At 36.1% G+C, this 13,350-nt stretch carries 13 protein-coding genes and 1 pseudogene; 10 read left to right on the top strand and 4 right to left on the bottom strand.

The window, feature by feature from the left end; all coding sequences use genetic code 11:
• Positions 1-186 (bottom strand): annotated as a pseudogene (locus tag G5T77_RS01145) (four-helix bundle copper-binding protein); the annotation flags it as partial.
• A 1,249-nt stretch (positions 187-1,435) separates the two neighbouring features.
• Between G5T77_RS01145 and G5T77_RS01140 the strand changes: the two are divergent.
• The 6 genes from G5T77_RS01140 (at position 1,436) to G5T77_RS01115 (ending at position 6,959) form a co-directional block, all read left to right on the top strand.
• On the top strand, positions 1,436-1,732 hold the full coding sequence (locus G5T77_RS01140) for a type II toxin-antitoxin system RelE/ParE family toxin (RefSeq protein WP_166135765.1): 297 nt from the start codon (positions 1,436-1,438) through the stop codon (positions 1,730-1,732).
• A 1-nt stretch (position 1,733) separates the two neighbouring features.
• Positions 1,734-2,024, top strand: coding sequence for an addiction module antidote protein (locus tag G5T77_RS01135; protein WP_000241337.1), 291 nt, complete (start codon positions 1,734-1,736; stop codon positions 2,022-2,024).
• 314 nt (positions 2,025-2,338) lie between these two features.
• Positions 2,339-2,818, top strand: a complete 480-nt coding sequence (locus G5T77_RS01130) for a spore coat U domain-containing protein (RefSeq protein ID WP_166135768.1) — start codon at positions 2,339-2,341, stop codon at positions 2,816-2,818.
• Positions 2,819-2,933: 115 nt separating this feature from the next.
• Positions 2,934-3,611, top strand: coding sequence for a fimbria/pilus periplasmic chaperone (locus G5T77_RS01125; protein ID WP_228278659.1), 678 nt, complete (start codon positions 2,934-2,936; stop codon positions 3,609-3,611).
• A 28-nt stretch (positions 3,612-3,639) separates the two neighbouring features.
• Entirely contained in the window at positions 3,640-5,985 is a 2,346-nt protein-coding gene (locus G5T77_RS01120) for a fimbria/pilus outer membrane usher protein (RefSeq protein ID WP_166135774.1), read from the top strand.
• Between the two features lie 20 nt (positions 5,986-6,005).
• On the top strand, positions 6,006-6,959 hold the full coding sequence (locus G5T77_RS01115; protein ID WP_166135777.1) for a spore coat U domain-containing protein: 954 nt from the start codon (positions 6,006-6,008) through the stop codon (positions 6,957-6,959).
• Positions 6,960-6,974: 15 nt separating this feature from the next.
• Here G5T77_RS01115 and G5T77_RS01110 read toward each other — a convergent pair whose 3' ends face one another.
• Positions 6,975-7,454, bottom strand: coding sequence for a spore coat U domain-containing protein (locus G5T77_RS01110; protein WP_100358195.1), 480 nt, complete (start codon positions 7,452-7,454; stop codon positions 6,975-6,977).
• A gap of 157 nt (positions 7,455-7,611) precedes the next feature.
• Here G5T77_RS01110 and G5T77_RS01105 point away from each other — a divergent pair, with 157 nt between their 5' ends.
• On the top strand, positions 7,612-7,800 hold the full coding sequence (locus G5T77_RS01105) for a hypothetical protein (protein ID WP_166135780.1): 189 nt from the start codon (positions 7,612-7,614) through the stop codon (positions 7,798-7,800).
• A gap of 251 nt (positions 7,801-8,051) precedes the next feature.
• On the opposite strand, the gene G5T77_RS01100 is transcribed toward G5T77_RS01105, so the two are convergent.
• A complete protein-coding gene (locus tag G5T77_RS01100; protein WP_225518789.1) occupies positions 8,052-9,038 on the bottom strand; it encodes a hypothetical protein in 987 nt (328 codons plus the stop codon).
• A gap of 2,227 nt (positions 9,039-11,265) precedes the next feature.
• On the opposite strand from G5T77_RS01100, the gene repM reads away from it, so the two are divergent.
• From repM to G5T77_RS01085, 3 genes are all read left to right on the top strand, one after another.
• Positions 11,266-12,198 carry a replication initiation protein RepM gene (repM, locus tag G5T77_RS01095; RefSeq protein ID WP_166135756.1) on the top strand — a complete coding sequence of 311 codons (933 nt, stop codon included), beginning with the start codon at positions 11,266-11,268 and terminating at the stop codon, positions 12,196-12,198.
• A 78-nt stretch (positions 12,199-12,276) separates the two neighbouring features.
• Positions 12,277-12,798: a plasmid replication DNA-binding protein gene (locus tag G5T77_RS01090; RefSeq protein ID WP_166135759.1), complete on the top strand. Its 522-nt coding sequence runs from the start codon at positions 12,277-12,279 to the stop codon at positions 12,796-12,798.
• 19 nt (positions 12,799-12,817) lie between these two features.
• The gene (locus G5T77_RS01085; protein WP_166135762.1) at positions 12,818-12,961 is read left to right on the top strand and encodes a hypothetical protein; all 144 of its coding nucleotides are present in this window, start codon (positions 12,818-12,820) and stop codon (positions 12,959-12,961) included.
• 245 nt (positions 12,962-13,206) lie between these two features.
• Here the strand turns inward: G5T77_RS01085 and G5T77_RS01080 are convergent.
• Positions 13,207-13,350, bottom strand: a 144-nt coding sequence (locus G5T77_RS01080; protein ID WP_166236169.1) for a four-helix bundle copper-binding protein, incomplete at its 5' end; no start/stop codon positions are given.

Genomic DNA, 13,350 nt, shown 5'->3' with positions numbered 1-13,350 from the left:
AGGTGAGTTATGTTGTTGCATACGCACACATAACTGACAAATATCTGCACATTCTAGACAACGTTGAATACATTCACGCATCATCTCTAAATCTTTTTCTTTTAAACAAGAAGTTGCACATTCAGTACAAATAAGTGAACAGTTTGTACATGCAGAAATACACGCTGAAAATTCCGTATTAATCATTTTTTACTCTCAACTTATATAATCAAAGAAATAATTAAAACATAATCTTTTTCTACTAATTATTTTAAATTATTAGTAAATGTAATACATAATGTTAATTTATATGAATAATGTTAATTTTAACTAAATATTATTTATATTCCAAATTATTAAAAAACAGTTTTTAATTAGGATAGATGATCAAGTATCAAAAGCAGCTATTCTTAAAATAACTGCAATAATTTTATCACTTTAAAAATAGATTTTCCCTCTATTTAACATAATGGGCGTTATACGAAACGCCTTTTTAAATAGTATTATTTATCAAATAGTTAACTCAATAAATCCAAAACCCCAAAGATCAAAAAACAGACGTTTTAACAACTCGTGTGTTTTTTAAGCAACTTTGTAATCTTTCGCTAATAAAATCGTCTAAAAAATGCTCAATTTTGGCATTTTCCCAATGTTCTCAGCTCTTCCAGGGCGAAAACTATCCCCAATTACTGTGGATGAAATTTAGGCTATTTTGTACGCTTTGGCTCACATAAAACTCGGCCCTTTGCGGCTATCCAGGATAGGTGAATTTTCCTATGATGAAGTCATAGAGAACAGGATGTTCCAAACAACAAGAATAAGAAAGATCGCACCAGGAGCGTGAGGTAAGACAGGAGTCATACCTAGCAACCCAATATGAGAAACCCCGGCAGGATGCTGGGTTTTTTTTATTTCTTAAATTACCTATCAGATTTCGATGTATACATCTCATAATTTGGTTGTTTATATGATTTGTATCATGTTATATAAAATAGGAAAAAATAACTTCACTATAAGGAAATCATGAAAAAAAAAATCATCTACCTAGCAGGAGCTATGACCATAGTTTTACTAGTAGCGGTGATTAAACATGAAAATAAAGTAAAGAGGGATGAGCAATTGAGATATTTAGATTCCATAATATCTAAGCAACCTTAATAAAATTGCGTTTATGTTTAGACATATCAGCTCATATAAAAGCCATTATTTAACATAAAGTCTCTTATACGAAATAAAAATGTAAGCCCAAAGTAGAAATGTCCGGTTTCTCCAAAGCAAAAATGTAACTTTTAGCCAATAAAGTTGATCAAAAAACATTCGTTTTTGCATTTTTTCCTGATTTCTCAAGGGTCACAGTTCAGAAATAATCCCCAATTTCTGCGGACAACTCTTGGGATAAAAATCTTGCATTATGTATTCGATCGAATACAATATACTGAGAAGAAAAGGAATCCTCATGATTGAAATTAAACGTCTACCAGAATTTGATGAATGGTTGGATGGCATTAAAGACAATATGACCCGCATTCGCTTGAGTCGCCGATTAGATAAGGTTCAACGTGGGAACTGGGGAGACATTAAACCTCTCCAAGATGGTGTTTGGGAAATGAGAGAGTTCTTCGGTTCAGGATGGAGGATGTATTACATCCAACATGGTGACGTAGTGATTGTAATGCTTGGTGGCGGAGATAAATCAACTCAACAACAAGACATCAATCGTGCAGTCAAATTATCAAAAACGTTGGAGGATTAAAATGGTTAAAGTAGCTGATTTACCAAGTTTTGATATGGCTGAGTCACTCAAAACTGAAGAAGATATTGTAATGTACCTCAATATGGTTCTTGAAGAAAATGATCCTGCTGAATTAGCGCACGCACTTGGTGTAATTGCTAAAGCAAGAGGTATGACCCAAATTGCGAAAGAAGCAGGTATTGGACGAGAAGCCCTTTACAAAGCACTTCGTCAAGATTCAACGCCTCGTTTTGATACGATCAACCGTGTTGTAAATGCTTTAGGTTTAAAATTGACAGTTCAACATACTTAAAATTTAAAAAATATAATAAAAAAATGGGAGTTTAAGGCTCCCATTTTTTACTATATAACGCCCATTCCATTGAATCAAAAAACTTAATTTCAATATGCCTCATTATTTTATAAAAAGTAGAGTAATGACGAATACATTTAATAATGCTGAATGGCTGGTTAAAAAAAAGACTTGAAAAAAATATAAAAGGTGATAAATTTCACACTTATTTTTTATGGACGTGATTTTAGTACCTATAAAAAATAAAAGGTGAAAGCAATGTTATTTATGACGATTGCTTTTGGGCTATCGGATTTAATACTTGGACTCCTTAAATGAAAAAATTTATCACTACTGCATTATTAGTATCTACTAACTTACTTTTAGCTGGGCAAGCCAGTGCTGAAACACCAGCAGCAGGCACACAGCAGGCACAAACAACTTTTGATGTAAAAATTGAAGTTCTTTCTACATGTTCTATCAATGCAACAGAGATTGATTTTGGTCAAGTAAATAGCGGTAGTGTTGCAAGTAACAAAACAGGAACCCTAAATGTAACTTGTACAAATCAGACACCCTATCGTGTAGGTCTTTCAGGTAGTGGTGAGATGAAAAATGAAACAGATGAATCATCAAGTATTGCTTATGAGTTATTCCAAGATGGCAATAAGCCATGGGATAACGATCAAAATAAATATTCAAACAATGGTTCAGGTAACGTACAAGCAATCCCTGTAATTGCTAAAGTCGTTGGCTCAACAAATGTTCGTGCAGGCAACTATAAAGATACAGTTACAGCCACGGTAACATATTAATATTTGTTATCGTAAAGATATTCTTCATTTAAAGGATATCAATATGAGAAATACGATACGTTGCTCTAATCTACTACTTAAGTACAGTTTAGTTTGTTTAGTAACGAGTATTTTTATGATACAGGCGCATGCTGCAAGCTTGCAGGTTGCGCCTATTTTATTAGAGTTTTCCCCTCAGGAAAAAGTTAAAGAGCTTTGGTTAACCAATACAGGAAGTGACGAAATTCGGGGCCAAGTCCGAGTAAATTATTGGACACAAAATAATAATCAAGATGTTATTACACCTACAAAAGATCTGATAGCAAGCCCCATGGTATTGACTATACCTGCTGGGCAAAGACAATTAGTTCGCTTGATTCGTAGCGCAAATAGCAATCTTTCATCTGAACAAGCCTATCGACTCATCGTCGATGAATTACCTAATCCAAAAACTGAAGAGAAAAGCGGGTTGCAGCTTTTGCTGAAATATTCGATCCCAGTTTTCTTTAAAACATCACATATAAATGCTGTAGATCAAGGCTTAACTTCTTTAAAAGGCATGACATTTAAATATACAGATCATCAATTACTAGTCATCAATCAAACTACAAGTTATAAGCGTTTTAGCCAGTTTGCTTATGTAGATTCTCAAGGTAAAAAGACACCAATTCAAATGGGACTGATGGGCTATGTTCTAAATGGTCAGAGTATGCAATGGCCTATTCCTAAACAACTGAATATTCAACCGACTGGAAAATTTGTTGCTGTTGTGAACATGGATGTACGTGAACAAATACTTCAATTAACACCTTGATGTATTTATCAATTTTGGAGTGGTTTTTGTGAGTGTACAGATTAGTGATTTGCTATTTGCAGGAGCAATCACTGCAGTGGCATCTAATACACTTGCACAAGTCAACGATCCAAAACTGATTCAAAATATGCAGCAAGATTTATATTTAGATGTCGAACTAAATCAATCAGCACAACCAGAAATAGGACATTTTTTACAACAAGATAAACAGCTTTATATAGATGTGAAATCATTAGACAAACTCTCAATTCAAAGTAGTGCTCCTCAAATCTTGGTTGACCAAACAAACTATATTTCTTTAGATGCTATTAACGGGCTAAGTTATCAATATGACAATCTAAACCAGAAAATCACCATACAAGTCCCTATTGAATTATTAAGTGCAAAAAACCAATATAGTTATCAAGCTAAACCTTTAGCAACGGTTAATCCCCAGCAAGAAAGACAAGGCTTACTTTTAAACTATACGGCTTTTGCACAACAAACTGATGATCATTTTTCATTTAATGGATGGAATGAACTTCGTTATTTTGGTCTATTCAATGGTGTACTGAGTATTTCAGGTAATTATCAATATCAAGATAATCAGTTTACTGATCGTCAAATTCTAGATACGTATTGGGAGAAAGACTTCCCAGAGCAAATGCTTCGTTTACGTTTGGGCGATGCGCAAAGTGATGCTTTAACGTGGACACGCTCTACTCGGATTAGTGGTCTAAGTTTGGCTAAAAATTTCGCATTACAGCCTTATACGGTTACAACCCCATTAATGAGTTTTAAAGGGCAGGTTGCACTCCCTTCACAGATTGACCTTATCATTAATGGAATCAAGCAATCATCACAGAATGTAGTGCCAGGGCAGTTTGATATTCAAACTACACCGAGTATTACAGGTGCTGGCAATGCACAAATGGTCATCACTGACATCAATGGCCAACAACAAGTCCAAAATTTTTCACTCTATCGCGCAAATCACTTACTGGCACGGGGTCTAAATGATTGGTCATTTAACCTTGGTTATCCTAAATTAAATTATGGCATATCTTCATTTGATTATGCTGATGATTTAGCATTAAGTGGTAGTTATCGTTATGGATTAAGCAATACATTGACTGTTGAGACCCATACTGAGTTGACTGAAAAGTTACAGCAAGTGGGGCTAGGTGGTGTTTACCAATTAGGGAGACAAGCTGGTCAATTCAATGTCTCTTATGCCCATAGTTATACACCTGAAAACACGGGACAGTTGCTTGGATTTGGTTATAGTTGGAACTCAGCATTGTTTAGCTTAAATTATAATGGATTACGTCAATATGGGCAGTTCAGTGATATCGCTAGTTTAAATGATGCTTCATATGCAACCCAATCAAATCAATTTTACATGGGCTTAAATACGAAGTTTGGTCAGTTAGGAGGGAGCTATATTCAACAAGAATATAAGGGTCAGTCCAGCAACGAATATGTTCTATTGAACTGGTCTTATATTTTCCCTCGACGAATGAATCTGAATTTAAGTTATAGCAGGGACTTAATAAATAAAGAAAATAGTTACTACCTGTCCTTTAATATTCCATGGGCGAAACGGAATTCAGCAACTATCACAGCTCAACGTAGTAATGATCAAAATCAACTTAGCCTGAACGTCTTACATTCTGTGGATCAAGACCAAGGTGGTTTCGGTTGGCAAGCAAGGGGCAATCATACTGAGTTATACTCACAATTTCAGGGGCAACTGGATTATTTAAGTCGTTATGGCTTGGCCCAACTTAACGTTCAACATACGACCTCAGACCAAAGTAATACCAGTATTTATGCTTCAGTGAATGGTGGGGTTGTACTATTGAAAGATGCTATCTTACCTAAACGCCTAAGCAGTGGTTCATTTGCTATCGTTTCAACAGATCAAATACCTGATGTGCCTGTACGACTAGAGAATCGTTTAATTGGTAAAACTAATAAAAAAGGTTATCTACTACTCGATTATTTAAACCCTTATCAGAATAATAGTATCGCTATAGATACGCTTGATTTGCCAATTAATCTAAAAATTGAAAAAACGCAACAAAATGCTGTACCACGCCAATCGAGTGGTGTTTTTGTACAATTCCCGATGTATCAAGTGAAATCTGTGCAACTTCAAGTAGTAGATTTACAGGGACAAAATGTGAACGTGGGAACTTCTGTATGGCAAGATGAACCGATTCAGCAACAACAACCTACAACTATTGTGGCTCACGATGGAGTTGTGTATATCGATAACCTAAAAAATAATACACTTTACATAGGCAATCAACTTAAGCAGTGCCGAGTGATACTGCCTGAACTTACAACATTAAAAGGTTTTAGTGATTTGGGGCGAATGGTATGTCAATAAACTGCAATGACTTGTTTAAAATGAGTGATTCAACGAAATATTTTATTTATGCAAGTTTATTCTTTCTAGTATCTAGTCTTTTTTGTTTACCTGCTTATGCTAGTAGCTGTTGGTTGGGGCAGTCTGCAACGTTAAGTTTAGGCACATCAAATGCTCAAGGCTCAGCACTTGTTTCAACAGATGTTATTGCTGACTGTTACTTTAATTCAAACCAACCTGTAACGTATAAGCTATGTTTAGTGGCTGATAGTTTTGATCCCGCAGGTAGTACTCCTCGAAGTATGATTATTTATAATCCTGTAAGAGCATTACTCAATTATGAATTATATTCTGATGCAGCAAGAACATTTAAAATTCCTGATTCAAAACGTAAAAACCAAGCACAATGCCAAACTTTCCAATTTGAAGCAGGAACTGGAAACGTCAGTACTCGGCTTAAACTATATGGCCAGGTGTTGCCTGGACAGAACGTACCAGCAGCATACTATCAAACGAATAGTATTGGGTTGAAACTTTATTCTGCATACAAGGTTGGATTAGAAGTGCCAACGGATACAGAAGCCCTTGCAAATTCGAATACTGGTAATAATAATTTAATTGTTAACTCATATTATGAAAATAGTTGCTTAATTCAGTCGGCAACAGATATTAACTTTGGTGCGGTTGACCAACTGAAGACACCATTAATAAGCTCAGGAAATATACAGTTAGCCTGTCCCGTTGGCACTATTATGCAAGTCAGTTTAAATAATGGCATCAATGCGCAGGGCACACAAAGAAGAATGAGAAATGCTTTAGGAAACTATATCCGATACAACCTTTCTAGGAACGCACACGATGATCAACCTTGGCAAGGTAATACTTTTTACTCTGTAGATAATCATAATATACCTGTACATGCAACGGTTCCAGCTCAACCCATCAGTAGTACTGGGCAATACTCTGACACGATTACAGTAACTCTAACTTATTGATTTTTATTTTTAAAATTAATAGGTAATCGTCGCAGTTACTGTGTCACTATATTTCCCAGCAGGAACATTAGCATTGGGAACATTACCCCAAATCTTAATATTTTGTGTTTCCCCTGTCCCCTGTTGTGACAAACGATTGTCTGCAATATTGCCCCATTCTTTGCTCATGGCATGATCTTGATAAAGCTGATAAGGAATTTGTATAGAAATATCATTGGCATGCTTCAAACGACCATCACTATTTAAAGCAATATTATAGGGAGTACCATTAGTACAATGAACATTTAAGCTCCCTGTCGCTTGAACATTCTGTGCATTACGAGTCACAGTCCCAAAATCAATATCCGAAGAGCCTCCTGCTCCAATCTCACAAATTTCTATAACTTGCATTTTGACTTGAAACTGTGTGGATTGACGATCACTCATGGTATATGCGGAAACAGAGACTACAGCTAAAATTACAAAAGAATATTTAAAAATTTTCACTTGACTCATTTACCATAATTTCAACCTATTAACTCCATTAAATATTACATAGTTTTTTAAGAAATAATATATAGTTAATAGACTTCCGTCATAAATCAAAAAACGTACAATTTATTTGATCTTAAATTAATCAGCAAACTTATTTAATTCAAAGGATAATCCTTGGATGAAATTCAAAGATATTCAAAAATTATCAGACGTTAAGTTTCGTAGGCTTACCGGTGTTAGTTGGGCTACATTTAACCTCATGTTGGCCGAGCTAAATAAGCATTTACCTGGTCATATTGGTAAAGGACGACCGCATAAATTACCGTTGGAAGATCGTTTGCTCTTATGTATAGGCTTTGTTGCATAAATATTTTGCAAAATACTGATTTTTAAGGAGTTTAATAAAATCATAGTGTTAGGTATTTTTGCAACAAAGCCTTTTAGAAATAAAAGAGCATGATGTTTTAAGTATTTAACATAAAATCTCTTATACGAAGTTACAAAAAATAGGAGCTAAGCTCCCATTTTTAATGCATTTTTTTAAATAAGACTAGGATGTGCATCTAAGATGCGAATTAATGCTGTTGGTCCCGCCCGATAAGTAAAAACCAAAACCTCCTATCCCTCAGCTTGTTTAGAATCTTTTTTCCATTTCTCATAATTTTTATCGAGATGTTCTTTCAATACACTCAAAAATTGAGATTCAGCCTCTTTATATAGAGTATTGTTTGCAATTAGATTTTTAAGCTTTTTCATATAGGCAAGTTTTAAAGTTCTGGCACCATGATCAAACCAAGACTGATTGTATTTATCCTTAAATAATCTTTTTTCAAGATGATATAGATTTCCAATCTGCTGACGAACACCACGATAGCCAAGATAACCTTCCAGAGCCCTAAAATGCCGTTCAAAATAGACTTTTTTTTCATCTAAGCTGGCATTTTTTTCAATCATATTTTGAAATCGTAAAACAACTCTTTTTCCTTGTTCTAATTGTTCCTTATAAGCACGGTCAGTCAACCGCCAAGTCCAATCTGTCGCATGTTTCTCATTGGTCCAATTCTTGGCTTTAAGTTCTTTAATGCTTTTTTTGGGTTTTGTCAGCCGCACCAGTTCATACTTACCGACAATGATTGGGGCTATATTGGCAATATTATGAAAGGTCTCTGCACTTGGACAGATCTCAAAGATTTTACGGTTAATCTTCAATAAATCTTGTTTGTCTGTTTTGCTCAAAACTTTTTTAGTTTTTTCATCAAATAAGAAAGCATCACTGGTGCGGCAAAACAAATAAGCATCGACTTTGGTTAAAAAAACGGATTCACCATGCTCAAATTTCTTCCAGCGTTCATCGTCACTCATTCCCTGTAAATATTCATATCTAAAATTAATGATTAGGCTAAAAACAGGCTCCACATTCAATCTTCTACGATAAGTCTGTTGAGCCGTGTCTAATAAGTGATAACGATCAATCCATTTATTAATCATGCCCTCTGCTTCATCAACATCAAAGCTAAATTTTTCGGAAACAAGATCATATTCATTCGTCATCAGTCCCATGATATTTTTTGTAAAATCTTTTGGGTTATAACTGTAATAGATCATTTTTTCTTATTCCTAAAAAGATTTACAAAAGTGATTCTATAAGAGATTTATAAAGTATATTCCTAAAAAATTCTATAAATATATTCTTTAAATTAGAAAATTCATATTTTATAAATTTTAGATCGTACTAATGAACCACCTTTGGTGATTCTATAAATAGCAGTTCCAAAAATTGGTCTTGACGACCACCATTTGATCAAATATAACGCTTTTAAGGTCTTTGATTTTTGTGTGGACTGCCAATCCATGAGCCAATTATTTTCTGTTTGGTTCCTGGGTTGCCTACCCATGAATCAGACACACTCCCCCTTCTTGAGGATTGCCAGTCTTTGAGAAGCTTTAGTGGTGAAGCTGCGTGCGTGAGGAAACTCTAGCTGGCGCGGCTACACGAGGGGCTAGCGGGTGTGACTCCCGCTTTCTACCTGTTCACTCATTTTGATGAATGAACACCCTCCACTCCCAAGGTGGAGGTCAGTTGGGCGACAAGGACACGGGATCACGGTGACGTGGCGGTGGGAGTAACTTCCCTCCTAGGCTGAAAGGGCCGAAACCCTGTATTAAAACAGACAGTCAGAGGACTCACGGAATGAGTAACCTCGTCAATAGCTGATAACCAGACGCTTCAAGTCAAAAACAAAAATAAAGACAAGGGCGTAGGTTATACCCGCAGGTGGGCTTTTGAGGGCATCGTGAGGTGTCAGGGTTGCAAGGCGAAAGCTGGCGCAATCGGTACTCGATTTTAGGTGAAACAGTGAAATTGTCGGATGACATTCTGTTTTGCTGTCGAGATCAATGGATAGCTCAAGCCTGTAAGGTCGTCAACATGGTGCTGTTTAGGCTGTGTATGTCGATATGGGTAAGGCGTGAACGTGGATGATTATTAACTGCATACAGCATTGTATAAACCTGATACGACTTGGAACTGCGATCGGGGGAGATAGGAATGTAGGTGTTGTATGCAGGAGATCGGCACGGGTTCTGCCAGTTTTCAGGCAACTGAAAACAACTGTTTTAATGCTAACTTGGGAAGCAGTTTTGTTTAATGACGAAGCCGTATTGCTTAAAGATTTCTCTTTAATTTGAAGAGGTCTTTATTCAATCGGAGGCAACTTCCGAAAACAGAACTGTGGGAGAGTGACTTAGTAGGGCTTTGCTGTAATGGCAGAGGAAGCATTTCAATTCGAGTGAAAGGCGAGCGTTGAAATGAGTAACGAAAGGACACGCCATTAAGTTGGAGTGTGTAAGAGAATTGGAAGAATGTGGTTTGAGGATGGAGTTTGGCAACTTCATAGGCTTGGCGGTCTAAACCCTCCAGCCACATTTGTAAAAATCGACCTAGAAGATCAGATTCGAGTGGCATCGGATCCAGAAATTCCAAGAACCTTGAGAAAACAAGTCAAATCAAAGTCTTTGATCCGACTTTTTAAAAACGGTTAGTGGGGACCTCACTTAAAAAATCCTGACGCAGCCGATTCTGCTGAACGAAATTAAAAATCTGTGTGTCCCTCATCACACATAAATAACTGAGTTCGAGGTCCTGAGCATTGACCCTAATAAACTGCTTTCCATTTTGCGCTCATTTGCGTTCTTAGCCGTTTTTTCTATTTGACATAGGGTTTCCCATTGGTAATCAGTGAAAAAACGCGCATACCCCCTATTTTTTGCTTTTAATCGCTATATCAGAGCGAGTGTCTACGAGCGAACACACCAAAAGTTGAGCCTAGACTCCCTGAAAAACAGCTTTTTTAGGCTGTGAAGTCAAAAAAGGCGTAAATCATATGTAGAAAATTGAGCCTAGACCGAGCGAAGCGAGCAAAAAAGTACTATGAGCGAAGCGAATTCCGAGTTGCTTTTGCTTTTTCTAAAACTCACGAAAATATTAACCAAAAAATTGCCCCTCGAATCGAGCGAAAGCGAGATTCAATAGAGTTTGAGCGAAGCGAAAACCAAGGGCAATTTTTCATGATTGGGCTTTTAATTATTTTAAAGTTTTTAAATTCTTTTAGACTGCCTATAAGCCTTATATTTCAATAGATTCAAAGAATATGTAAGGACGTTTAGTTACCCATATAAGGACGTTTAGTTACCCATATAAGGACGTTTAGTTACCCATATAAGGACGTTTAGTTGTCGTTTAAAGACAAATTTATACTTGTCTTTAAAATGATTTGTATTAATATGTCTTTTAAATCTATTAATAACTCATATAAAGACGTTTAATTACCACATGAAAAAAGATCTTGTAGTTAAAACAAATCGTTTGAATCAAGCATTTCAGGTACTTTCCTTAGCAGAATTCCATATTGTTCAATTGGCTATTGTAGATGCAAGAGACACTGGTACAGGATTAACTACAGATATGCCTCTAAGAATAGATGCATTACGTTATGCCGATGTATTTGGTACTACTCGACAAAATGCTTATATGAGAATGAAGGAAGCAGAAGAAACCCTATTTAATCGCCGATTCAGCTTTTTTGATGAAGATGGAAAACTTGTAAAAAGTCGTTGGATTTCTCAAGTTAAATATTTGGACAATGAAGGGGCCATAGAAATTGTTTTTACGCCTGCCGTTGTTCAAGGCATTAGCCGTATCAATGGAGTAAAAGAATTCTTTACTCAATATCTTTTAAGCCAAACAGCCAACTTGAAAAGTGTGTATTCAAGCAGACTCTATGAATTATTGATTCAATGGAGAAGTACAGGAAAAACTCCTATTATTAATTTAGAAGATTTTCGTGCGCAGCTTGGAGTCGAAGAAGATCAATACAAATTAATGAGCGATTTTAAAAAAAGAGTTCTTGATCTAGCTATTAATGACATTAATGAAAAAACAGATATTAAAGCAACTTATCAACAACATAAAAAAGGCCGCTCTATTTCAGGATTTTCATTCACCTTCAAACAAAAGAAAACGGACAATCAGCTTATAGAAAACAAGCGAGATCCGAACACGATAGATATTTTCTCAACCATGACAGATGCTCAACGCCACTTGTTTGCAAACAAACTTTCGCAGCTTCCGGAAATGGGTAAATACTCTCATGGCACAGAAAGCTATCAGCAGTTCGCTGTACGTATTGCTGAGATGCTCCAAACCCCAAAGAAATTTAAAGAACTATACCCTTACCTCAAAAAAGTAGGCTTCAAGGCTACCTAGAATATAGACTTGCTGATTTGTCTATTAGACAGTCTAATAGACAAGACATTTTTACAAGATTAGGCATCGTTTTACACCATGAAAAGCCTTTCAGTTTTAGAATTATCCAAGCTTTACGGCATAAATAGACAAACGATTTACAATCATATAAGCAAAGGAATTTTAAGTAAAAATTCCGATAATAAAATTGATTTTTCAGAAGCTATCCGTGTATTTGGAGAGCCTGCTCAAAAACCGGATGTCAAAGAATCTGTAAAAATAGACAGTCCAAGTTCGGCAGAAGTTTTACTGCTTAGACAGCAGATAGACATGCTGAAAAATCAGCTGTCAGATGCCAAAGACAGGGAATCCTTCTATCAAAACCAGATTGAAACGATGCAGCGCTTATTGGAAGCCCCAAAAGCCAATATGACTACGTTTACCGATCAGAAATCTAACCAGGATATAGCAACAGATCCTCGGTTAGAGCCAGAGCCAAACTATGACGAATTGACTACTTCTGAAAACAAGGAAATTCTTGTCCCAGAGCATGTTAAGCCTGAACCAAGAAAACGTGGTTTATTTGGCCGTGTGCTGAATGCCGTCTTTGATAATGACTGAGCAATAAGGGTGAAAGATCATGCCAAAACTGAAAGACATTGCCCTGGGCATTGTGGTTGCTCCAGTACTGATTCCAATCATGCTGATTGCATCCTACCAGGATAAAAAGGCATTTAAAAAAGAGCTGGATGAACGCCAAAAAGAAAAAGACCAGGCATCCTGATTATTCAATTGAGCTAATCAAAAGTGTGGAACATTGATGAAATAATAGGCGTGGAACGTGAAAAGTCATAAAAAAAGCCCAATCGGGTGTGATTGGGCTATAAACTAGAAACTACAGCATTGATTTCTAAGGAAAATTATAACACATTTCGTATAACGTGTATTATGTTAATTTTAGGAAAGGCTCTAGACTAGCAGAATGATTATGTTAGTCTAGAGCCATATAATTAACATTATTGAAGTATTTTACATGGCAATTTTTCGACATTCTTCTGCACACTGACGGCAAGCCTCAGCACATTTTTTACAATGATCATGTGAATGTTTTTCACACTCTTCCGCACAATATTCACAGATCTTAGCACAAAGCTCACAAATCTCTTTGAGGAA

It is taken from the genome of Acinetobacter sp. GFQ9D191M (assembly GCF_011174875.1).
Lineage (GTDB): Bacteria > Pseudomonadota > Gammaproteobacteria > Pseudomonadales > Moraxellaceae > Acinetobacter.
This window is presented reverse-complemented; position numbering and strand designations above follow the sequence as displayed.

Coding starts and splice junctions, on each gene's coding strand:
- G5T77_RS01135 (WP_000241337.1), top strand. CDS start 1,734: ATGGTTAAAGTAGCTGATTTACCAAGTTTTGATATGGCTGAGTCACTC.
- G5T77_RS01085 (WP_166135762.1), top strand. CDS start 12,818: ATGCCAAAACTGAAAGACATTGCCCTGGGCATTGTGGTTGCTCCAGTA.
- G5T77_RS01125 (WP_228278659.1), top strand. CDS start 2,934: ATGATACAGGCGCATGCTGCAAGCTTGCAGGTTGCGCCTATTTTATTA.
- repM (WP_166135756.1), top strand. CDS start 11,266: ATGAAAAAAGATCTTGTAGTTAAAACAAATCGTTTGAATCAAGCATTT.
- G5T77_RS01115 (WP_166135777.1), top strand. CDS start 6,006: ATGAGTGATTCAACGAAATATTTTATTTATGCAAGTTTATTCTTTCTA.
- G5T77_RS01110 (WP_100358195.1), bottom strand. CDS start 7,454: ATGAGTCAAGTGAAAATTTTTAAATATTCTTTTGTAATTTTAGCTGTA.
- G5T77_RS01130 (WP_166135768.1), top strand. CDS start 2,339: ATGAAAAAATTTATCACTACTGCATTATTAGTATCTACTAACTTACTT.
- G5T77_RS01140 (WP_166135765.1), top strand. CDS start 1,436: ATGATTGAAATTAAACGTCTACCAGAATTTGATGAATGGTTGGATGGC.
- G5T77_RS01100 (WP_225518789.1), bottom strand. CDS start 9,038: ATGATCTATTACAGTTATAACCCAAAAGATTTTACAAAAAATATCATG.
- G5T77_RS01105 (WP_166135780.1), top strand. CDS start 7,612: ATGAAATTCAAAGATATTCAAAAATTATCAGACGTTAAGTTTCGTAGG.
- G5T77_RS01090 (WP_166135759.1), top strand. CDS start 12,277: ATGAAAAGCCTTTCAGTTTTAGAATTATCCAAGCTTTACGGCATAAAT.